The sequence below is a fragment of the Vitreimonas sp. genome (assembly GCF_036392335.1).
Lineage (GTDB): Bacteria > Pseudomonadota > Alphaproteobacteria > Caulobacterales > Aquidulcibacteraceae > Vitreimonas.
In genome coordinates this window covers 31595-53272 of sequence record NZ_DASVYD010000047.1, presented here as the reverse complement: position 1 = coordinate 53272, position 21678 = coordinate 31595, and the positions used below count along the sequence as shown (strand labels likewise).

Genomic DNA, 21678 nt, shown 5'->3' with positions numbered 1-21678 from the left:
CCCGCGGCGGGCCGTACGCGGCGCGTGCGCATCGTCGCGGCTGATGCGCACGATCACCGGGCGCTCGTCGCCCAAGCGAAGCTCGGCGATGTCGAAAAGGCGGTCGATCACGTAGCGGCCGCCTGAGACCCGATAATTGACGAGTCCGGCCTCGCCATTCTCGATGATGAAGAGCGGCGGCGCTTCGCTTGTCGCCATCGCTGGCGGAAACTCGATGTAGGTCTTGCGTCCGTCGTCAAAGACACGCACGGGCCGCCAGCGTGGATTGAATCCGCGGACGGTGCGGATGTGGTAGCCGAAGTTCAGCGTCTCCAACGCGATAGGAGCGCCTGCGAGGTCGCCGTCTGCGACGGCGGGATAGCGCCACGCAGTCTGAGCGGAATAGGTTTGACCGCCTGTTGCGATCGCTTCGATGGCGTAGCTGCGCCGGTCCGTGACGAGCACGATGTTGGTCCGAATGTTGGCGCGCGTCGGCTTAATGAGCAGCATGGCGCGTGCGTTGGCGGCGTCGCCGCCAATTGCCTGTTCAACCATCCAGCGGGTGGTGTCGCCCGCCGCGACACTGAGGATTGTCTCACCGGGTTCAAGCAGCACCGTCGAGATGAAGCCAGGCGCGCCATAGACTTCATAAATGGCGCCTGGCGCATAATCGTAGATCTGTGTTGCGTCGGTGAAATTGGCCGGGTCGGGACGCCGGCGCGCCTCAGCATTGGCTTCCGCAAGCGCAGCAAGCGGCGCCGAAGCCCTCGCGCTCTGCGCTTGCGCGGGCGCACCGGCTAAGCTGATGAGCGCGAAGCAAAGAAGGGCGGCTCTATTCATGGCTGAACTCGCGACGAGGAGAACGCGGGGGTTTCAGGCGACATCGAGAATTCGGTGATGAAGAGCCCCAGCGGATTGTGCATCAGCGCATCGGCGTTGCGCGGGCGGTCGAAACGCACGGTGAAGAGCCCGGTAAAACTCTGAGCCGAGCGCGCGTCGGCGCCGTGCGTCGCCTCTATCCAGCTTACCTGCCATGTCGCCTCTGAGCGCTGCACCACCGAGGTGATGACGGCGGTCCGCGCGCTCGTGCCCAAGCGCGCGAACGGATCGTCCTCGCGCGCGATCTCATTAAGCTGCTGCGACGCCTGCGGCGTCAGAAAGCGATACGCCGCAAACCAGTTCTGGCGCAGCACCACGCCATCGGTCGGAATCTCACGCACCAGCCGGACAAAATGACCGAGGAAGTAGCTGACTTGCGCGTCGGTCGGCGTGTAGCGCCCGGACAGCGGTTCAACCGAGAGCACCCGGCCTTGCGGGCTTACCTCAACAACGTGAACGAAGGTGCGTTTCTGTAGAGCCACGAACGTAAGACCGGCTGCAAGCACGATAGCGAGCAGACCGAGACCAAGAGCGAGCCAGCGCCAGGTCACGGCTGCCTGCACCGCCGACCCCATGCGCAAATCCCATGCTTGCTGAGCGCGCGCATAAGGCGTGTCCGGCGCATCGGACGCGTATGCTCGCGGAGGACGCCGGAAGGGAAAGTTCATGGCGCTACCTTCTCCATGTCAGGACTTCTGTTTCGGTTGCATGACCGCGTAGTTGGGCCGCGGGCGCGCGCCGCCGGTTGGGCCGCGTCCTCGCGCGGGGCGGCCACGCGAACCGCCGCGGCCGGAGGTCATGAGTTTCGTCGTGACCGCGGCGCCAACCACCATGCCGGCGCCAGCCATTGCGCCTTGAATGGGTTGCGCGGCCGAGAGGCTGGGATTGCCTTGCATCACTTCGCTGGCAAGCGCCGGCGCGAGGAAAGAAAGCGCAAGAATGGTGAGCCCGAACAAAAGAACATCGAGCGCGCCGCCATTGTCGAGCGTCATCGTCTGCGGCAGTTCGGCAACGAAGCTGAGGGCCACGCTTGCGACAAAAGCCAGGAGGAAGAGCCGGATCGCCGAGCTTGCGACCCATCCGAGCGGCCGCTCCGCCGCCCAAGCGGTGCCCGCGAACACGCCCCAGGGCAGGGCGACGAATGCTGCGAGCGAGCCAAGCTTGAAGGCGATGAGCTGGACGAAGATCTGCAGCGCCAGCACGAAGAAAGCGATGAGAATGATGACGCCCGCGAGCAATATGGTGGCGAGGGTTAGGAAGTCGGTGAAGATGTTCATGCCGTCGCCCAATTCCATGACGCGGCCGAAAAGCTCCTTGCCTTGAACTGCAACGCGGGCGGGATCGTGAAGTTGTGCGAGGCTCATGCCGGAGCCGCCGGCCTTTAGGCCGAGCGCAGCGCCTGATTGGTTGATGGCGCCGGCGACTGCATTCCAATTGTTTACGAGAAACGCGAAGAGGCCGACGAACAGCACCTTGCGAAAAAAGGGCGCGATCGGCGCCTCGGCTTTGAGCGCCCACATAGCGCCGGCGAGCGTGACCGAGATGACGATGAGCGCGTTCAGCACGAACGCGACATCGCCTTGGATCAACCCGAACCCCCGGTCGGCGAGACCGAGAAAGCGATCCAGAAAGGAATTGACGCTGCCGGTATTCATGAGAATCAGAAGCGCGGCTGCGCGGGCGGCGCATCGCTTGAGGCTTCGGTGGGAAAAGCGCGGCGGCGCACTTCACGGGCGCGCTCCTCGCGCGCGATCTGCTCGATGCGTTCGGTGGCAAGAGCGCGCGCTTGAGCGGCTTGCAGCGCTTGGAGCTGTGCGACCTGTGAGGAGAGGACGCCGATCGCTTGCGCCGTCGCTTGTTCGGCCGATGTCTGTCCCTGCGCACGGGAGCTTGCCTGGAGCGCTCGCGACATCGCGCGGTCGGCGTCCTCCAGCCCATCGCTGCTGGCCGACGCGCTGATCGTCATGAGCGCCTCAACGCTGTCGCGACTTTCCTCTAGCCAGCGGTCGGACTGGTTGAGCAACCTGTCGAGATCGAAGTTGGAGACATCTTCCGGATAGAGTTCGCGCATATCGTTTGCGATGGTTTCGGCGTTCTGCTGTAGTCCTTCCGCTTGGCGCAGCAGATCGCGCACCTGCCCGATCGAGGCCGACAGTTCGGGCGACATTTCAAGGCCCAGGCCCTCCAGCATCTGCGCCTGTTGTCGGATTTGCTCGATCTGGTTGTTGATCTGCGAGATCATGTGCGTCACTTGCGTGATGCTTTGCGCGAGATTGGCAGGATCAATCACGACCCATTGGGCGCGAGCGGGTGCGCCGCCCAGCGCGAGCGCGAGCGCGCAAGTGGCAATGAAAAGACGTGATTTGCGGGTCATGTGAGCGCTCCCTCAGTCTGGCGTTTTAGGTGCGGTGAAGTCGCGGCCGTGAAGCGCTGCAGAGCGAGCGCCGCATCGGCGAGGTTCTTGTGTTCGAGCCAAGCCGCGGCGAAGCCGGAGGCGGCGGCCTCCGCGCACACAGCATCGATGGCGCGCTGGTCTTGAGGCGTGGAGGCGCCGAGAAAGGCGAGCGCTGCGGGCCCGAGGGTCAAGTCTATGAGCCTGGCGCCGCTACGCGTCTGTACATAATAGTCCCGCTTGGGCGCCGCTTCGCCGATCAAAGCGATCTGGCGTGTGTTGAGGCCGAGCCCTTCGTAAAATGCGCGCGTGCGCGGCTCGCGCGCGCGATCGTTGGCCAAGAAGATGCGGGTCGGGCAGGCTTCAAGGATGGTGGCGGCGATTGTGCTGGCCTCGACATCGGCCACTTCTTGAGTGGCGAACACGACAGCGACGTTCTTCTTGCGCAACGTCTTCAGCCAAGCCTGGATTTGATTGGCGAATGCGCCATCGCGCAGATAGGCCCACGCTTCGTCCAGGATGAGCAGGGTGGGACGCCCGTCGAAGCGTGCTTCCAGCTTATGCACGAGGCACGGCAGCACCGCCGCCAGCGCATCGGCGCTCGACATAAGTTCGCCCATCTCAAAGGCTTGCACATCGTGCTCGGCGAGATGACTTTCGTCCGCGTCGATCAAGCGTCCCCAGGGTCCGGCATGCGTGAAGGGCTGAAGCGCTGCACGAATGTCGCTGTCCTGGATGAGCGCCGACAGGACAGAGAGTGTCCGCTCGTTTGCGGGTCGTGCGCCAAGCACCGAGAGTGCGGCCCAGATTTCTTCACGACGCGCCGGATCGATTGCGATGTTGGCGCGCTCTAGAAGCGCGATCAGCCAATCGCGCGCCCATGCGCGTTCGCTTTCATCATTGATATGCGCCAGCGGTTGGAGCGCGATCGATGCTTGCGCGTCGTCTTGCACTAGATCGACGAATGCGCCGCCAAGCCCCAGCACGAGCGCGCGGCTTGAGCGCCCAGCGTCGAGCACAAAGACTTGCGCGTAGGTATAGCGGCGCCATTGGGCGGCGATGAGACCGAGGAGAACGGATTTGCCAGCGCCGGTGGGTCCAACGATCAGAGTGTGTCCGACATCGCCATGATGGAGGTTGAGGCGGAAGGGCGTCGCCCCATCAGTTGCGGCAACCAGGAGCGGCGGGCCGTTCAAGTGCTTGTTGTGGGGCTCGCCCGCCCAAACGGCCGAGAGCGGCAACAGATGGGCAAGCGACGGGGTCAACAGGATCGGGCGCCTAAGATCGGCGTAGGGCTGGCCGGGCAACGAACCGAGCCAAGCCTCCACTGCGTTGATGGTTTCGAGCGCGGTGACAAAGCCCATGCCGTCGGCGACCTGGCGAATTTGGCGAATGCGCTCGAATGCTGTGGCCTCGTTTGCATCGGCGACGGTTATGGTCAGCGTCACATACGCCGCGCCTGCGGCTTCGCCGTTTACTTTCTGCAAGGCCAGATCGGCGTCTTCGGCTTGCGCTGTGGCGTCGTTGTCGAGAAGCGTTGCTTCTTCGCGATAGAGCGCTTCGCGCAGGAGTGTGAGGATGCCCTTGCGCTTAGAGAACCAGCGTTTGCGGATCTTCTCAATTTCGGCGCGCGCTTCTTCGCGGTCGAGCGGCATGACGCGCGTCACCCAGCGATAGGGCACGCCCAACCGGTTGAGGGCGTCGAGAAGGCCGGGCTCGGTCTCGCTCACATAAGCGCGGACGGAGAGCACCTTGAGGTGAACTTCGCCGAGTTGTAGCGCGATGCCGCCAACAAGAGCAGAGTCGGCTACGAGCTCGTCGATGTGAAACGGCGTCGGTGGGACGGCGATGGGATGCGGCCGGTCCGAAATGCACGAATGCAGATAGGTGAGTGTCTCCGCGCCATCGAGAAAGCGCACTTCGTTCATGACAAGGTCAAGCAGCGCTTTGAACGATTGCGTCTCCTCAATGAAGCTTGCGAGGCAGGCTCGGTAGTCGACGCCAATCTGACCGGACGAGGCGCCATGCTCGAATAGAGCGGCTTCCAGCTTCCCCGAGGTTTCGCTGGGGGGAAGCCATGACAGGGTGAGATAGTACGCGCTCTCGAAGCGCCCACCGGCCGCGGCGAAGTCTTGTGCGCGTTCCTGGTCAATGAGCCATGAGAGGGCGTCCGGCCAGTCGCTGATGGGATATTCTTTAGTCTCAGTTCGGCGCGCTTCCACGTGCAGGCACCAACCCGACCCAAAGCGCTTCAATGCGTTGTCGAGCCTGGTGCTTGCGCCGGTCAATTCAGACAGCGTCGAGGAATCGAGATCGGGTCCGCGAAATGTAAGCGTACGCTGGAAGGCGCCGTCCTTATTGATGACGACGCCATCGGCGACGAGTCCGGCCCAGGGCAACCAGTCGGCCAGCCGGGCCTCTGTCTGGCGATAGGGACGGAGGTCCATCATCGCAGCCTCACGCGCTGAAGTAGGAAGGCTTGGCCATGGCGCGCGGCCAGGTGTCCAAAAACCAGGGATCGCGCGATGATGCGTAGGCGCCGGCGCCTTGGATGATCGCCCAGAGCGGAAGTCCGATGAGCGGCTGTTGCAATCCAAAAGCAATGGCGGCGGCGACCGTTGCGTTCATGATCGCGAATGTGCGCGGGACGCCGGCAATGAGGAGCGGACGCGTCAGCGACGTGCGCAAAGCGATGCGAAAGCCTTCGGGTTCGTCGAGCATCAGAGCACCGCCCCGCCGGCAAAGCCGAAGAAGTCGAGGAAGAACGAGACGGCTGCGAACATGATGGCGATGCCCAGGCCAACGAAGGCGAGCTTCCTGATGCCACCGCCGCCTTCACCAAAAATGATGCCGACGCCAGAGATGATAATGGCGATGACAGCTGCTGCGCGTGCGACAGGCCCGGTGATCGAATCCACCACTTGCTGGAGGGGCGCTTCCCACGGCATGCCGGAGCCGGAGGCGAATGCCGGTCCAGCGCTGGAAACGACAAGCACGATCACTGCGCTCGTTGCGGCCACTTTGAAGCGTGATGTTTTCATCGCTGGTCTCCCTTGCAGCTGACGATTTCTTCGATGCGGCGGCCTTGCGCCGTTCGGGACATAAAGACGATGGTGTCGACGGCGGACGCGATGAGCCGCTCGGGACGCGCGGCGCCCGTTTCGAGGCAAAGATCTTCAAGCCGCAGCAGCGCGTCGGCGGCGGAATTAGCGTGGATGGTCAAGAGCCCGCCAGGATGGCCGGTGTTCCAGGCTTTCAAGACTTCGAGCGCCGCGCCGTCGCGCACTTCGCCCACGACGATCCGATCAGGACGGAGGCGCAACGTCATTTGCACGAGGTCGCGCATCGAAACTTGCGGATGCGTGCGCTTGGTGAGGAGTTGCACCACATCGGCGCCGGCGCACTGCAGTTCCGCCGTGTCTTCCAAGATGAGCAGGCGCGAAGTGGAAAAGTCGGGCTCTGCGAGCAACGCATTGAGGAGCGTGGTCTTGCCTGAGCCTGTGCCGCCGGCGACCACGATGTTGCGCCGTGAGACAATGGCCTGGCGCAACTTTGCGGCTTGCGCGGCGGAGGCAATGCCGGCGCGCACGTAATCGTCGAGTGTGTAGATGAGCTTTGGCCGCTTCCTGATCGCCAACACCGGCGCGCTGACGATGGGCGCGATGAGCGCTTGCACCCGCGCGCCGGAGCCGGGGAGCGTCGCGGCGAGGAAGGGATGGTCTTCAGTCACTGTTTCGAATGCTTCGGCTGCTAAGAGGCGGATCGCGATTTCGCGCTCAGCGACGCTGAGGCGTGCGTCTGTCACCTCGATGCCGCGGCCGACGCGATCGACGCGCATCTGGCCATCGGAGTTGATCAGCACTTCGACGACAGCGTCATCTGCCAAAGCGGCCTGCAACGCCGGACCGAGAGCGCCTGTCAGGGATGCAAGGCGCCGCTCGGCGACGATGCGCTCTTGAGAAGGAGTGATCGCATTCATTCCGTCGCTCCATTCATGGGCGCGCCGGCGTCTGCTCGGCGGCCGTGGGCCGCGTAGGGAAATAGCGTCTGACCGGGCGCCATGCTCTCGGCGAGAAGTTCAAGGAAGGACTGAAAGCGCCGCTCGGCGACAGCGTTGGTGGCGTCGAGCGTTTCCTCCCGTGGCGGCGGCGTGTGCTCCAGCCACACTCGGATGAAGAGAAGCAGAGTCTCTTTGACGATGGCGATTTCGCGCTCGCGCACCACTTCGCGCTTTTCGACACGGTCGAGCCGCAGCTTCACAGTGTCGGCGACCGCTTCATCCTTTTCGTCGAGGAAGATGCGGCGCAGCGCATCGGCGGCCGCGCGCGTCGTCGGCAGGCCGCGCAGGCGAGCCTCTAAATCCAGCGCACGCGCGAGATCGTGTTCAAGATAGATCGTGATCTTCTTTTTCGGCTTGGCGCTCATGAGCCAGCCTCGCCGGCGGAATCTTCGGAAGGCGGGCGCAGCGCAAAACGTGAGGACGCTGGAAGCGTGGGTTGCGCGGCGGATGAAGGGTCAACCTCGCCGCTGTGATCTGGTCGGTTCGCTTCCAACGCAGAAAGGAGGTCGCCCTGCTGTTGCTCCGGCGCTGGACGCGAACGCAGCGGCGTTTTCTGTGTGAGCGCGCGATTTATTGCGCCATCGCGCCCTGGCGGCGCGTCGGGCGCTCGGCGTTGCGCGAAGCCGAGTGACGAGATGCCGGTCCACGGTGAAGGCAGTGCGCGGCGGCGCGCCTCCTCAGGGGCAGGCAGCAGCCGCATTCGGAAGACCGGCTCCTCGTCGTAACGCAGTTTCTGGGCGCGCAGCGGCTTTGCGCCGGTGACGAAGATCAGTTCCTCGCCTTCGCTGAGCCGGCGCACCTCTGACGACAACAGCAGCGGGCGGCGTTCTTCTCGATACGTGATTGCGCGGTGGTCAAGCCCGAAGAATTGGCGCTTGCCCGACCAGGTTTCTTGCGGACGCATCTCAAAGATGTCGCCGGCAAGCTTGGAGATCGTCTCGGCTGTTTCAACATCGGTTGCGGCAAAGCTCGTGACGATCTGGCAATTATCTAGAATCGTGTGATAGCGGCCATAGGCTTGCGTGACCTGATGCAGTGACTGGGTGACGAGATAGGCTTTGAGGCCATAGCCGGCCATCGCGCCCATCGATTGCTCGAACACGTCGAGCTTGCCGAGTTGCGGAAACTCGTCGAGCAAAAGAAGAAGGTTGCGCTTCTTTTCACGTCCGTCGGCGGCGCGTTCCTGATGCTCCATCAGCACGCGGAGGACGGCGCCGAAGACGAGGCGAATGAGCGGTTTGACTCGCTTGGCGTCGTTGGGCGGCCAGCACAGATAAAGCGTCACCGGCTCGTCGGCGCACATGAGGTCTGAAATGCGGAAGGTCGATGTCGCCGTGTTCTGGCGCACAAGCGGATCGGCGAAGAGGCCGAGATAGCTCTCGGCGGTCGCCTTGATGCCAGCGCGTAACTTCTCGTGATAGGCGGCGTAAGAGTGGGCGGCGCGCTTTACTTCGGGGTGCGTTTCAGGCTCGCCGCTTGCTTCGTTCTTGCGATGGAGCGTCGCCTCCATCAGCTTTACGGTGTCGTCGAAGCGGGCGAGCAACTCGAATACGCGCGCCAGTGTCTTGCTCGGAAGGGGCTCAGCGTACACGACGTGAATGATGAGCCCGGCGAGGATTTGCTTGGCGGCGCGGTCCCAAAACTCCTGAAAACGCCCGTCGCCGTATGGGTCGGCGATGAGCTCCACGAGATTTTGAACGTCTCGCACCTCTTGAGCGCCTGGCCGGATCGTATCCAGGAGATTGAGGCGATCCGAGATTGCCTCGGTCGGTGCAAAACGGATCACCGGGCCGAGCCTTGCGCGCCAACCCGCTGTGCCGGGAAAATCCACGCGCGTGTCGCCGGAATGAAGTTCGCCCTTCAAGTCCAAGACGAGGATCGAATGCGGGCAGGCGAGCAAGGTCGGGATGACGCTGCCGCGTGTCTTGCCCGAGCGCGTGCCGCCAGTCAGCAAGAGGTGATGTGGGCCATCGTAGGCGAGAATCTCGCCATCGAATTTGCCGATGACAATGCCGCCTTCAGCGAAGAGGCCGGCCTCGCGCGCATCCTTGCGGCCGCCCCAGCTCTTTGCGCCGAACGGCCGCTGGCTGGGATGAGGCGATTTCAGCGCGAGCAGCACAAGCATCGCGCTCGATAGGAAGCCGACGAAGACGAACAGTCTCGGCAACGCAAAGGCGCGCGGGTAGTTGGCGCTCCAGCGCTCCGACCAGGTCAGAACCGAGAAGGGTGCGTAAATCGGCGTCGAGCCGAATACAAAGGTCGGCCTGCCGAGCGCTGCTTGGTAGTTGAACGTCCGTGCGCATGTCTGAGTCGCGGCGAAGCACGCAAGCACGCTGATTGAAGCGGCGGCGATGCCGCCCCACACCAATCGCATATGAAACGTCCGCTCCCACATGACGAGAAGCGTCTCGTTGAATTCCTAATGGCGCCACATGTTGCAACTCTATCGAGGCATGCCGCGCGACCCGCGACGACTCGCGTGCGAGTTTCGTCACGCGCATTGGTGTTAAGCGCTCAATTGAGGCGGCGCTTGCCAGGTGATGTGGCGTTCGAAATCGGCTACACTTCGACTTGCATGCGCGAAAACCTCATCAGCGCCGAGATGATCGCCTTCGCCGCCGCCTGCGATGCGGCGGCGACGCTGCTCGAACTGGAAAGCATTTGGCGAGAGCGTTTGGTTGAGATGGGATTCACCTTCGTGGCTCTCGGCGTCCATGCCGACCCGTTGCGGCCCGATAACGCGGCTTATGTATTCCAGAACTACCCGGAGGAATGGATCGCCCACTTTTCAGCGCAGCGTTACCACCTCGTGGATCCGGTCTATCGCGCGGCGGAGGCCGGGAGTGGGGATTTCGTTTGGACGGACCCTGAGTTTCTTCAGCCGCTGTCTTGGCGACAGCGCCGCATCCTCAATGAGGCGCGCGAATTCGGGCTCCGCCATGGGCGCACCCATAAGCTGGCCTCCATTCTTCCGCGTCGCGCGTCCGCATCCTTGGTAACGAGCGAGCCGGACATGCCGGAAGACGTTTATTCCGCCGGCAAATTGATCAATGTGGTCGTGCATCACCGCGCGGCCGAGATGTGCATTGCATCGGCGCCCCGTTTCGCAGAGCTACACCGGCGCGAGCGGCAATGCCTTGAGCTTTGCGCCAGTGGTCTCGTCGATGCTGAGATAGCGCAAGGGCTGGGGCTCAGCGTCGCCACGGTCCGGCGCCATATCGAGCGCGCGCGTGTCCGCTTGGGCGCCAGCACACGCATTCAAGCCGTGGCGCGTGCAATCAGTTCTGGCCAGATCAAACCGATCGCCTGAGAGCCGACCTTCGAAATCTTTCCCAAAATCGTGGTGAAGATTTCTCAAACGATATTCACGTTGCACCATAACCAAGATTTGTCGCGTAATCGTCACGCTCGCGCTTGTCTTCGATCTCTCTTCGCCATCTAAAGTTGTTGGGGCGAGGAGGATTACATGCAAGCCCGGATCAATTGGGCGTTCGCAGAAGTCTGCGATCGCGCCACGAGCGTTGAAGAACTTCATGCCGCGTTTATGCGCGAAATCCGCGAACTCGGCTTCACGCATGCCGCATGCGCCTCTCATGTCGATCCGCTGCGGCCGCCCGCGGAAGCAGTGATGATGGTGGACTATCCGCTTCCATGGCTGCAGCGCTTCAGTGACCAGAACTATGCGAAGCGCGATCCCGTCTATTGGAGAGCGAGACGTCAGACGCTCCCATTTCAGTGGAGCGACCGCGTCTTTCGCGCCGGCCTTGCGGCCGATCAGGTTCGGATCTTGAACGAAGCCGCCGAAGCAGGCCTCGTCGATGGGATCACTATTCCCATCCATGCGCCCGACGCATTGCCAGCCTCTTGCTCGCTGGTCATTGGGCCCGATGGTGTTGATCCGCTCAATGCGCAGAAGGCCACTTGGTACGGCGTCTATGCGCATGAATGCGCGCGGCGACTGCGTCTTGCGGGGATACCTGCGAAGCCCGTTCTGAGCCCGCGAGAGCGTGAATGTGTGCAACTCTTGGGGCAGGGCAAGGATGATGGCGACATGGCCGTGATTCTGGGCCTCAGCGAGCATACTGTGCACAACATCGTTCGCCGCGCGATGCACAAATACGGCGTGGCTAGCCGCGTGCAGGCATTCGTGCGCGCGCTCAAGGACGGGCAAATCAGGCTCGAAGATGTGTGCTGAGATCACCTAACGCGGCGCTGTCAATAGGCACGTCCGTGCCTATTTTCGAGCGGCTCGGAATCCGCATGCTCTGGCCGTCCTTTGACGACCGGAGCCCCCATGATCCACATCATCACCGCTGAGAACCGGCGCCACTATCACCACGCGCTGATGGAGATGCATCGCCAGCGCAAGGAAGTTTTCATCGACCAGATGAAATGGCGCCTGGAGGAAAGCGCCGGCATCGAGATCGATTCTTACGATTGTCCCGAGGCCATCTACCTTATCGAAGCGTCGGCGCCGCGCGCGCCGGTGACAGGCTCAGCGCGGCTGCTCAAAACTGATCGCCCGCATCTTTTGGCCGATCACTTCCGCTTCCTGTGCGATCACGAACCGCCGGCAGGGCCCGATGTGTGGGAAGCGACGCGGTTTTGTCCAGCACCCGATACGGCGCACGGCCAGCCGCGCCACGATCTGCTCGCGCGCATCATCGCCGGCATCATGGAGACTGCGCTTATCTTCGGCACCGAGCGCGTCACGTTCGTGGCGAGCGCAGCGCTCGCGCCGCTCGCGGCGAAGGCCGGCTGGGATGTAGCGCCGCTCGGCCGACCGCGCCGTGTCGGCGGAGATCGTCTCACGGCTTTCGTTGCGTCGATCGATCAGCAGGGCTTGAAGCGCGTGCGCCAAACCAACGGCATCAAAGCGCCGGTCACCCGATTTCTCGGCGGCGATGTCACTCAGGCGGCCTGAAGGAGAAACACCATGATGAAAGCTTCCAACGTCGTGCCGCTTGCGCCTGTGGATCAGGATCACCTATCGATCCTGGAACGAGACGGATTTGTCGTGCTTGAAGACCTGCTCGACGAGCGGCGCTGCCGCACGCTCGCGGAGGAGCTCGAACCTTGGCTGGAAGCGACGCCCAGGTGCGAAGGTGACTTCTACGGTTGGAATACAACGCGTGTGGGCGGGCTCCTCTCGAAGGCGCCAAGCGTGCGCGATTTGGTCATGGACCCCTACATTTTGGCGATCGCCGAGGCATTGCTCAAACCGAATTGCGACTGCATCCAGCTCAATCTGACCCAGGCCGTGCGTGTGCATGGTCGGGAGCGCCCGCAAGCGCCGCACCGTGATGAGGAGATGTGGCCCTGGCCGACCAACGGGCGCCACTGGCTCTTGAACGTCTTGTGGGCCGTGAGCGACTTCACCGAGGAAAATGGCGCGACGCGGCTTTGGAAGGGTAGCCACCGCGCGGCGCTGGATCGCGGTGTCGATCCCGCAGATAGTGTGCCCGGCGCCATGAAGGCAGGCTCGGCGCTCCTCTTCCTGGGCTCGCTCACGCACGGCGCAGGCCAGAACCTCACCGCGCTCCCACGCACCGGAATCATCGTCAGTTATTGCTTGGGATGGCTCAAGACGTATGAGAATCAATTTCTAGCTTATCCGCGCGAGGTCGCAGCTTCCTTTCCGACAGATCTCCAACAGCTCATCGGCTATCGCATCCACCGGCCCAATCTTGGAGGCTGGGAAGGGCAGGATCCGATCAACTACCTGCGAGAGCGGCGTGGGTTCATGCCGCACGTTGATGCGCTGACACCGGAGATCGAGGCGCAGCTCAAAGCGCACTATGCCGGGAGCGACACACGGGGTGGGGATGGCGCTTGATCCGCGTCCCGGCGAACGCGTCTATCAGGAGATAAAACGAGCAATCTTGTCGGGCGAGCTTGTGATCCTGCAACGTCTCGACATCGACAAGCTTGCTTCTCAGTTTGGCGTGAGCGCCACACCGGTTCGGTATGCGTTGGCCATACTGGCCGCAGAGCGACTCGTCAGACTGAATACGTCGCGGATATATCAAGTGGCGTTTTGGTCGGAGCGAGAGCTGCGTGAGCTTTATCAGTGGCGTCAACACCTGACGAAGTGGGCGCTGCAATCATATGCGCCGGAAGCTCTCTCGGCGCTGTCGCCGGACACTGACTATGCCGGCGCCTATTTGGCGATGATGGGCCATATCGATCGCAATGCCAATACCGAGGCCCGGCGTGCTGGCCGCTCCGCCGATGAGCGTCTTCAGCAAGCTCTGCGCGCTGAAACGGACGCGCTGCCGGGCGCTCATGAGGAGTTGATTCAGATCGCCGCCTCACTTGATCGCGGCGGCGCTGTACTCGCTAATAAGCTGCGCAGATATTTTGAGCGGCGCATCAGTCATTGCGCCGTGATAAGAAGTGCGGCACACGCCAAGGCGATGCCCAACAATGGCGGCTGAAGCGTCTAAAAACTTCCCACGAAATCTTTAGCCCGATTGTCCCCCAAATCTTGCTGAGCCGCAGCACACTCTACGCGCCGCAAGGTCGTGCGGTGAATGGAGAGTGCAATGCGTGAAGATATCGAACGCCAAGAAGACATCGTGGACCTCGGCGCTGCGACGGAAGTGACGCAAGGGATCTACGATCCCGTGAAGAAGGAAAACCTCGTCACGCCGCAAGCGCGCGACTTCTGATCGGCCCCTGCGGCGCGGACGCCGTCGTTTGCGCCGCAGACCAACTGCTGAAGGAGCTCTGAGATGGAAGCCCACGAAGACCTGAATCACGACGAGACCGTGACCGACCTCGGGCCCGCGAGCGAAGTCACGCTCGGGGTTTGGGACCCGATTTTCAAAGAGAACTTCGTGTCGCCGCACATGCGCGACATGTGAACTCGCGAGGAACGCCGGGCGCGTGATCCGCGCCCGGCGACGCTGCCCATGACAACCTACCAATTGAGCCCGCACGTTCGCGCATGCACGGACGGCGGCTATATCGTCTTTCTCGACTTGCGCCTCGACCGCTACTGGAGCGTGCCGTTACGGACAGCTCCCGCCATCGCTGGATTGGCAGACACGGAATGTGCGCAGGGGAGCGGCGCGCGGCTCATTGAGCTGGGCCTGATTGAGCAAGCGCGGGCGTGTCCTGCGCCCCAGGAAACCCGTGGAGCCGCGCCTGGGCAGAAGCTTCTCCCCACTGACCATTCTCGTGCATCGCTTTTTGAGTATGGCCTGTGCGTGTCCGCGTGCTGGTGGACCGCAGGCACGCTGGCGCGGCGCAGATTGGATCTGACACTTGCGCGCTTAGCGGAGCTGAAGTCGCGCGCCGTGATGCCAGAAGCGGACGCGCAGCATTTGATTGGCGTGTTCGAGGCATTCCGGCCCTGGTTTCCGCGCCGGCGCGTGTGTCTCTTCGACGCCTTGGCGCTGTTTCGCTTCATGTTGATGCATGGGCTAAGACCAGACCTCGTGTTTGGCGTGCGCACGGCGCCCTTCGCCGCTCATTGCTGGGTCGAATGGGAAGGCAGGCTCGCTGGCGACAGTTCTGATCATTGCGCGTCTTTCGCGCCGATAGCCTGGGTGTGACCCGTGGCGTTCGTTGGTTTCCGCTGGACGCCGGGAGAGCGCGAGCAGACGCGCACGGCCCGCGCGCTCTCCGAACGCCTGGCCGAGGGCGCCACGTCTCTCATCGATTGGCGCGGTCTTGTGCTGCTGCATCGCGGAGCAGGGCCGATCGAGGTGCTACCTCATGGCATGGGCTTTGTTTTCGGCGATCGTTTCGGACGCGAGCCTGATCCGTCGCCGCCATGTGAGTCGTGCATCGATCCAACGCCAACCTGGATCGCCGAGCGATGGGGCGCTTATGTCGCCGTCCTGATCGATCGCGGCTTTGACATCGTTCGCGTGCTTCGCGATCCAAGCGGCGCGCGTTCTTGCTTCTTTTCCGAGATCAATGGCGTGCGGATCTTCTTCTCGGATGCCGAAGATTTCCTTCGGCTAGCGCCCGAAACCCGCGCCGACCTCGGGTTCATTCGCGCATTCTTGCGATACCCTCCGCATGTTGGCCGGCGAACGGGCCTTGAGGGCGTTGAAGAGCTGGCGCCCGGAGAGTGCGCGGTCTATCCGCAGCAAGGATGGGGGATTGAGGCGGCTTGGACGCCACGGGATTTCGCGCGCGCCAACAGGCCGCTTGACTGGCGCGAAGGCAAAGAGGCGTTGCGCAGTGCGGCGGACGCGACCGTGAAGGCGTGGGGCGGATCGCATCAGCGGATCGCGCTCCGACTTTCAGGCGGTTTCGATTCATCAGTCATGCTGGGATTGCTACGCTGCAACACCGAGGCGGAGGTCATCTGCGTCACGGAATATTGGGAAGGCGCACCCGAGGGTGACGAACGCGATCACGCGCGCGCGGTCGCAGCCGCAAATGAAGCAGAACTCAAGGAGCTGCGCTTCGATCCGACGCGGGTAAATTATGCGCTGTGCTTGAATGCGCCGCTCACGGCCAAGCCGACACTTACGCTGCTCACTCTGGGCAATCGCGACCTGACGGCATTCTACGACGACCTTGGCGCAAGCCTTGTTACCTCCGGTCAAGGCGGGGACCACATCTTCCAGCGAAGCCGCACGCCTTCGATCGCGGCCGATGCGCTTTGCGATGGCGTGCGTCCCGGTGCGCTCGTGGAGATCGCGCTCGACACCGCGCGGCTTACCGGACAGCCGGTCTGGGACGTGTTGGCCGCCATGGTCGTCGGCGCAGCGCGGCTCAAGCCGCCGGTTCGGCCTCGTTCCAATGTCATGGGCGCTCTCAAACCGGCAGGGGACGATGCTGAGGCGCCGGCCAACCATGCGTGGCTTGCCGAACTGCGTTGGGTAGCGCCGGCGCGCGTGCTCAGAATTCATCAGCTGCTGCAAGCGCTCAGCTATTTTGATGAAGCCGCTCTCCCCGGCGGCGCCGGCACGCACCCGTTGCTGCTATCGCAGCCGATCGTCGAAACTTGTCTGCGCATTCCACCCTATGTGATGACAGCGGGCGGCAAGGAACGATCGCTCGCTCGCGCGGCCTTCGCTGATATTGTTCCTCCCGATGTCGCGCGCCGCGTCACCAAGGGCGAAACCACACGCTACTTTGCGGCCGTCCTTGCGGCCAACGAGTCGTGGATTCGAGACGTTTTGTGCGGAGGGCGCCTCGTTCAAGACGGCGTCGTCGATGCCGACGCGCTTAAACGCGCGCTCACGGGCGGTTGGGTGCAGGACGGAATGGCGGCGGACGGTCTCTATGCCCTGATCGCCGCCGAATGTTGGCTCAGAAACTTGGAGACGGCGCGTGAGCGCGCCATGTCGGCGCTAGCGGCTGCCAGTGCGGTCTCGCAAGGCGCGCCACCGCTCTAGCCGGCCTGGCTCGTCCGGATCCTCGCGTTCGACGCCGCGTAACCAGAAATCCAGCCAATCCATCGCCCGCGTCTGCGCGGCCAAGAGCTGTGCCGGGCGCCATTTGATGTGATAGGCGCCTGGATAGACATAGAGGTCGAACGGACGATTGAGTTCTTCAAGCCGTGTCGCCAATGGAAAGCCCATAATGGCTTCGCTTTCTGCGAGGTTCATGAGGAGGGGCGCGCGAATCCGCTCAGCATGCAGCACGGTCGTGTTGCGCGCCCACCAGGCGGCCCACGGATCGTCGTCTTCGGCATTGGGTCCGCGCATGCCTTCGCTCAAGAGGCTCTGACGAAATGCGCGGGAGCCAAGCGTCCATGCGGTCATATCCGTGGGCTGGGTGCTGGCGACGGCCACTGCGAACAGGTGGGAATTGGTGATCGCCCAATAGAGGGTCTCCGCGCCGTCGCTGAATCCAGTAATGCCGATGCGGCGCGGATCGCTCAGGCCGCGCCTGTCGAGTTCAGCCAGCATCGCCTCCAGCGCTGACTGCTTCATCAGATTTTCGGAATTGTCCAACGCGGTCCGCTGATCGAGTTCACCTTGGGAAAGGGCTGCCTCGGCGCCGCGCCATTCGGGACGATCGACGCTCAGCACGAAATAACCGCGGCCGGCCAGCGGCAGAATGGGATATTCGCCGCCGACCCCGCCGCGCAGAAAGCCGCGCGAGCGGTATTGTACAACAACGACTGGATAACGACGCCCCGGCCGATAGCGCGCAGGGAAGGCGAGATGAGCGAAGGAAGCGTTGCCGTAAGCGTCGTTGACTTCGATGGTCTCAATGCGTGGCTGGTCGAACGCACGCCAACCGGGGTTCGGATCGTAGAGTTCAATGAGATCGCCCGTATCGACGTCGATGGAGACAATGCGGCGCGGCTGGAGAGGATTTTCCTGCATGCAGACCAGCCGAGTTGCCGCGCGGGCGCAGCCGAACAATTCTTCGTCTTCTCGTCGGATGCGGTGGACCGTGTTGGCCCGCCCGTCCCATGCATAAAGGGCCGTCAGACCTTGCCCGTGTCCCTCCATGCGGCGAAACACAATCCGCTCGCCAAAGACCCACGCGCCGAGCATTCGTCCGCTGCAGGCAGGATCTGCGCACATGATGACGCTGCCGCCGTCTAGCTGAGCACGATAGAGGCCAAGCGCAGGCGTAGAGGCGCGGTCGCCGGGAGTACGCGGCGCGATCCATGTCGCGCTGCCTTCGGCTCTGTCCTCCGCGATGGCGGTGTTTGGTGCGGGAGCGTGAGGCCGGCCGTTCAACACCTCGCTTTCGGCTGAGGTTGCGGAGCGACGCGTTCGGGTTTGAACATCCATAACGAACTGCGTGCGGCCAGCATTGGTGGCTGCAAACGGACGAAGGCTCGCATAAGGCGTAAAGAATTCATCGGGATGAAAGCCGACGCGCTCGGCATGCAAGGTGGCTGCGCTGAGAGACCCTCGTGGCGCGTCTATCTCCACCACCAAATTATTGTCGTCGAGCCATTGGAAGCGGAGCACGTCTCCCGGTCCGTCGACAAGCAATTCAGCCGGCGACCCATCAAGCGCTACGCGCCAGAGTTCGACGCGTCCTTCGCGCGCCGCCAGGTAGGCGAGATATCGGCTATCAGGTGACCATGCCGGCGCTCGATCCATCGCGGCGCCGGTGGGTCCGAACGGCGTGTTGCGCAGGATGATATCGCCGGCGTCCGCTATCCTGCGCGGAGCACCGCCAGCGCTCGACATGACAAGAAGCCGGTAGCGATAATCATTTTCGCGGACGCGCGTCTCGCGGGCAAACACCGCGATATTTAGGCCGTCCGGGGATAGTGAAAGGCCGCCGCGATAGTCTCCGAGTTCGACCAGCGCCAGCATATCCTCCGCGCCTGGGGGGCGCGCCGCTGCTTGGCTTGCGAAGAGGAGGGTGATCCCCGCCAACACAGCGGCGCGCGTGAGGCGCATTACCAACGCTGCCTCACTTCAACCATGACAACGCGTCCCACCGGCGACGCATTCAGCGTATCGAAGCCCATGCCGATCGGATTGTTGGCGAAGGGCGGGTCTTCATCGGCGAGATTGCGAATGTCGAGGGTGATTTCGGCGCCGGAGCCGTCCTCGCTCTGTCCGAACCGGCGCGTCAGTCGCGCGTCGAAGGTTGTCCACGAACTAATCTCGCGTTCTGGCGAGCTCAGATTATCGCGGTAAGCGTCCGTGTATTGCAGCGAGAGCGCGCCGCGCCACGCGCCGGTATCGAGCGCCACGCCCGCCCGCCCGCGCCAGTCAACGGGATTGAGTATGGTGTCGAGCACGTCGGTATCGGCGAGCGAGGGATTGTTCTGTCGTGAAAACTGAAGAAGCCCGCTCGCCGTCGCGAAAAGCGAAAGTTCGCCCCAATCTGTGTCGAATGCATAAGAGGCGGAGAGATCAACGCCGCGCATGCGCAGTGAAGCAAGGTTGGTCAGCCGTTCGTCCCAGATGACTTCGATGCCGTCGGGCGGAATGATTCCCGATACGTCGTCGGCGAGCGCCAGATAGTCAGCGATCTGCTGCGGCGTTGGATTGCGGATGAAATAGCCCTGGTATTGATCGGGGTTCTGGAAAGCGTCGAGAATGAAGCCGGGGTTCGCGATCCGGTTGGAGAACTCGATATCGAAATAGGTTGCCGACACTCTGAAGCCGTCCAGCCATGACGGCGCAAACTCAAAGCCGGCGGTCCATGTTTCAGCCTGTTCGGGTTCGAGCCCGCGGTTGGCGCCGAGGATCTGTAGTAGGCCGGTTGAACCGTTGGTGGCGTCGGGGTCCAAGAAGCCAGGAAGCGAGCCGATCGACGCGCCTGTGCCGCCCAGCATCTGCGCAAATTGCGGCGCCTTGAAAGATTCGCCCCAGGTCGCGCGCAAAGTCAGATCGGAAAGGGGACGCCATTGCACCCCGATTTTCGGTGTTGTCGCCTCGCCGAAGTCGGAAGAGTCTTCGCGACGTACAGATAGAGAAAGCGACACCGCCTCGAAAACCGGAAGGAAGGCTTCGGCGTAAAGCGCATCTGTGGTGCGCTCCCCCGGCGCCTGCGTGAAGGGGTTGGTGACAAGACCTGAGCCGAAAATCTCTTGGCGGTCGATGCTGAAGGTTTCGTGGCGCCGCTCGACGCCGAAGGCGACGCGGGCGCGACCACCGGGCAAGTCAAACACACCGCCGTCGGCGCGTAGTGCGTAACTGACAAGCTCGGAATCAGTCTCGATATGCTGGCGCATAGTCAGAGCAGCAAGCGCGGCGCTCGGCGTGTCGCCGCCATCGCCAAACGGATTGAACGCGGTTGCTGGATCGGAGCTGGCCAGTGCTGCCGCCAGCGCGCCAGAGTCCGCTATGTTCGTGTTGTCGACATTGTCGGCATGTCCGCCATAACCCACGCTCGCTTCGAGCTGCCAGTCTCCCCCAAACTCGAACTGCGCTCCGCCCGCGGTCGCGATCGTCTCCGAGCGTGTATCGGTCATCAGTGGACCGAAGTCGTCGCCGAAGAAATAGGCCATGAAGAGCGTTCCATCGCCCGCGAAGAGTCCATTCTGTTGGCGGTAGTAGTTCGTCTCTGGCACCGCCACGACGCCGCCCAATTGGGCCTTCTCCGCGTGGGCTTCCCGTTGCGAAGCCAACACATCCAAGAAGATGCGGATATTTGGCGTTACGTCTTGGCTCAGGGACAAAAAGACCGAATGGCTTTCCTGTTCGGGCAGCAGGAATGTGCCTTCATTGCCGTTCTGCAGATTGACGACGCCGTCGAGCAAATCTGCTTCGGTTAGGGTGAGGCCGTTCTGCCCTTCGGGTATCGCCAGCGTCACAGGGGTTGCGCCGACCAAGATGATGTTGCCGGGCGCTGAGGTGAAACGGGAGAAGTTGGAGCCGCCGAAGGCTGTGAGATCCGTGTTCGCGGCAAAATCGCGGTCGGCGGCCGCCAGCGCGTCGCGATTGCGATATTCGTACCCAGCGATCAGTGAGCCTTGCGCCCAATCGGCGCCCATGACGTGAGAGAAGCCTATTTCATCCATGCCATCGGCTGCGCCGTAACGCACGGCAGTTTCAGGACGCTCCAGATTGCGTCGGAGCAGAATGTTGACGACGCCGCCGACCGCGTCGCTCCCATACGTCGCTGACGCGCCATCGGCGAGGACTTCGACGCGTTCGATCGCCGCGAGCGGGATGGCGGAAATATCGACGAAATTGCCTAAGCCTGCTGGCGCGAGGCGCCGGCCGTTGAGCAGCGTAAGCGTCGCGTCCGATCCAAGCCCGCGTAAGTCTACCGTCGAGCCGAGGGCAATGTTGTTTCCGGGCGCGGTGGAGTTGAGCTGGGTGAGTTCGCCTTGGCTTCCGGGAAACACCTGGGGAAGAGTCTGCAGCAAATCCTGCACGGTGGTGCGACCACTCTCTTCGATCTCGCCGCGATCGAGAGTGAGCAGGTTCGCCCCTGCGGGTACAGCTCCACGAATGCGCGTGCCGGTGACGACGATCTCTTCTTCGTCTTGGGTTCCGCCGTCTGCCACATTGAATGCCTGCGCAGTTTCAGCGCCGCTCGCGGCGCTCGCCCGCTGGGGGCGTAATGATTGCTCCTGAGCCAGCACCAGATTGCCGCCACTGATGCGGCCGTTGTAGCCGGAGCGCGCAAGCAAAAGATCGAGCGCTTGTTGGCGTGTGTAGGAACCACGCAATTGCGGAGAGGGGAGCCGCCGCAGATCGTCTGAGAAATAGAGTGCATTGACGCGCGCTTGCCGCGCGAATTCGCTCAGGGCGCTGCTGAGAGGCTGAGCGGCGATATCGAATTCAATCCGCTCATCGCTGATCTGCTGGATGTCTTGCGCGAACGCCGGCTCGGCAGCGGTGGCGCCCATGGCGCTGAGAATAAGAGCGGTTGCCAGCTTTCGCCGGCGGTCATCCCACTTGGTGGTCTTGCCCTTCATGGTTTCCCCCTCCGCCCTTGAACGAGCGTTGTCGGGAGGAAGACA

The 21678-nt window shown here is 62.8% G+C and carries 21 protein-coding genes; 9 read left to right on the top strand and 12 right to left on the bottom strand.

The window, feature by feature from the left end; all coding sequences use genetic code 11:
- The 10 genes from trbG to VF769_RS11180 form a co-directional block, all read right to left on the bottom strand.
- Positions 1-819, bottom strand: an 819-nt coding sequence (gene trbG, locus VF769_RS11225; RefSeq protein ID WP_331008497.1) for a P-type conjugative transfer protein TrbG, incomplete at its 3' end; no start/stop codon positions are given.
- Complete coding sequence (gene trbF, locus VF769_RS11220; RefSeq protein ID WP_331008496.1) at positions 816-1526, bottom strand: conjugal transfer protein TrbF; 711 nt, start codon at positions 1524-1526, stop codon at positions 816-818. The genes trbG and trbF, both read right to left, overlap by 4 nt.
- 18 nt (positions 1527-1544) lie before the next feature.
- Complete coding sequence (locus tag VF769_RS11215; protein ID WP_331008495.1) at positions 1545-2513, bottom strand: type IV secretion system protein; 969 nt, start codon at positions 2511-2513, stop codon at positions 1545-1547.
- Positions 2514-2518: 5 nt separating this feature from the next.
- The gene (locus VF769_RS11210; RefSeq protein ID WP_331008494.1) at positions 2519-3232 is read right to left on the bottom strand and encodes a DUF4141 domain-containing protein; all 714 of its coding nucleotides are present in this window, start codon (positions 3230-3232) and stop codon (positions 2519-2521) included.
- A complete protein-coding gene (gene trbE / locus VF769_RS11205; RefSeq protein WP_331008493.1) occupies positions 3229-5700 on the bottom strand; it encodes a conjugal transfer protein TrbE in 2472 nt (823 codons plus the stop codon). Before trbE ends, VF769_RS11210 begins: the two co-directional genes overlap by 4 nt.
- A 7-nt stretch (positions 5701-5707) precedes the next feature.
- On the bottom strand, positions 5708-5971 hold the full coding sequence (locus VF769_RS11200; RefSeq protein WP_331008492.1) for a VirB3 family type IV secretion system protein: 264 nt from the start codon (positions 5969-5971) through the stop codon (positions 5708-5710).
- Positions 5971-6291: a TrbC/VirB2 family protein gene (locus VF769_RS11195; protein ID WP_331008491.1), complete on the bottom strand. Its 321-nt coding sequence runs from the start codon at positions 6289-6291 to the stop codon at positions 5971-5973. Before VF769_RS11195 ends, VF769_RS11200 begins: the two co-directional genes overlap by 1 nt.
- Entirely contained in the window at positions 6288-7229 is a 942-nt protein-coding gene (gene trbB / locus VF769_RS11190) for a P-type conjugative transfer ATPase TrbB (RefSeq protein WP_331008490.1), read from the bottom strand. Before trbB ends, VF769_RS11195 begins: the two co-directional genes overlap by 4 nt.
- A complete protein-coding gene (locus tag VF769_RS11185; protein WP_331008489.1) occupies positions 7226-7675 on the bottom strand; it encodes a hypothetical protein in 450 nt (149 codons plus the stop codon). Before VF769_RS11185 ends, trbB begins: the two co-directional genes overlap by 4 nt.
- Positions 7672-9684: a type IV secretory system conjugative DNA transfer family protein gene (locus tag VF769_RS11180; protein ID WP_331008488.1), complete on the bottom strand. Its 2013-nt coding sequence runs from the start codon at positions 9682-9684 to the stop codon at positions 7672-7674. The genes VF769_RS11185 and VF769_RS11180 overlap by 4 nt, the downstream gene beginning before the upstream one ends.
- A gap of 156 nt (positions 9685-9840) precedes the next feature.
- Between VF769_RS11180 and VF769_RS11175 the strand changes: the two genes are divergently transcribed.
- The 9 genes from VF769_RS11175 (at position 9841) to VF769_RS11135 (ending at position 16672) form a co-directional block, all read left to right on the top strand.
- The gene (locus VF769_RS11175; protein WP_331008487.1) at positions 9841-10620 is read left to right on the top strand and encodes a LuxR family transcriptional regulator; all 780 of its coding nucleotides are present in this window, start codon (positions 9841-9843) and stop codon (positions 10618-10620) included.
- A gap of 156 nt (positions 10621-10776) precedes the next feature.
- On the top strand, positions 10777-11505 hold the full coding sequence (locus tag VF769_RS11170) for a LuxR family transcriptional regulator (protein ID WP_331008486.1): 729 nt from the start codon (positions 10777-10779) through the stop codon (positions 11503-11505).
- 99 nt (positions 11506-11604) lie between these two features.
- Positions 11605-12234: an acyl-homoserine-lactone synthase gene (locus tag VF769_RS11165; protein ID WP_331008485.1), complete on the top strand. Its 630-nt coding sequence runs from the start codon at positions 11605-11607 to the stop codon at positions 12232-12234.
- A 12-nt stretch (positions 12235-12246) separates the two neighbouring features.
- Complete coding sequence (locus VF769_RS11160; RefSeq protein ID WP_331008484.1) at positions 12247-13146, top strand: phytanoyl-CoA dioxygenase family protein; 900 nt, start codon at positions 12247-12249, stop codon at positions 13144-13146.
- A complete protein-coding gene (locus VF769_RS11155; protein WP_331008483.1) occupies positions 13136-13747 on the top strand; it encodes a GntR family transcriptional regulator in 612 nt (203 codons plus the stop codon). Before VF769_RS11160 ends, VF769_RS11155 begins: the two co-directional genes overlap by 11 nt.
- Positions 13748-13855: 108 nt before the next feature.
- Positions 13856-13981, top strand: coding sequence for a hypothetical protein (locus VF769_RS11150; RefSeq protein ID WP_331008482.1), 126 nt, complete (start codon positions 13856-13858; stop codon positions 13979-13981).
- A gap of 63 nt (positions 13982-14044) precedes the next feature.
- Positions 14045-14176: a hypothetical protein gene (locus VF769_RS11145; RefSeq protein ID WP_331008481.1), complete on the top strand. Its 132-nt coding sequence runs from the start codon at positions 14045-14047 to the stop codon at positions 14174-14176.
- A 48-nt stretch (positions 14177-14224) separates the two neighbouring features.
- Positions 14225-14869, top strand: coding sequence for a lasso peptide biosynthesis B2 protein (locus VF769_RS11140; RefSeq protein WP_331008480.1), 645 nt, complete (start codon positions 14225-14227; stop codon positions 14867-14869).
- 3 nt (positions 14870-14872) lie between these two features.
- Positions 14873-16672, top strand: a complete 1800-nt coding sequence (locus VF769_RS11135; protein ID WP_331008479.1) for an asparagine synthase-related protein — start codon at positions 14873-14875, stop codon at positions 16670-16672.
- Here the strand turns inward: VF769_RS11135 and VF769_RS11130 are convergent.
- A complete protein-coding gene (locus VF769_RS11130; RefSeq protein WP_331008478.1) occupies positions 16628-18652 on the bottom strand; it encodes an Atxe2 family lasso peptide isopeptidase in 2025 nt (674 codons plus the stop codon). The two genes, VF769_RS11135 and VF769_RS11130, sit on opposite strands and share 45 nt — an antisense overlap.
- Positions 18652-21633 carry a TonB-dependent receptor plug domain-containing protein gene (locus tag VF769_RS11125; protein WP_331008477.1) on the bottom strand — a complete coding sequence of 994 codons (2982 nt, stop codon included), beginning with the start codon at positions 21631-21633 and terminating at the stop codon, positions 18652-18654. The genes VF769_RS11130 and VF769_RS11125 overlap by 1 nt, the downstream gene beginning before the upstream one ends.
- Positions 21634-21678: the final 45 nt, after the last annotated feature.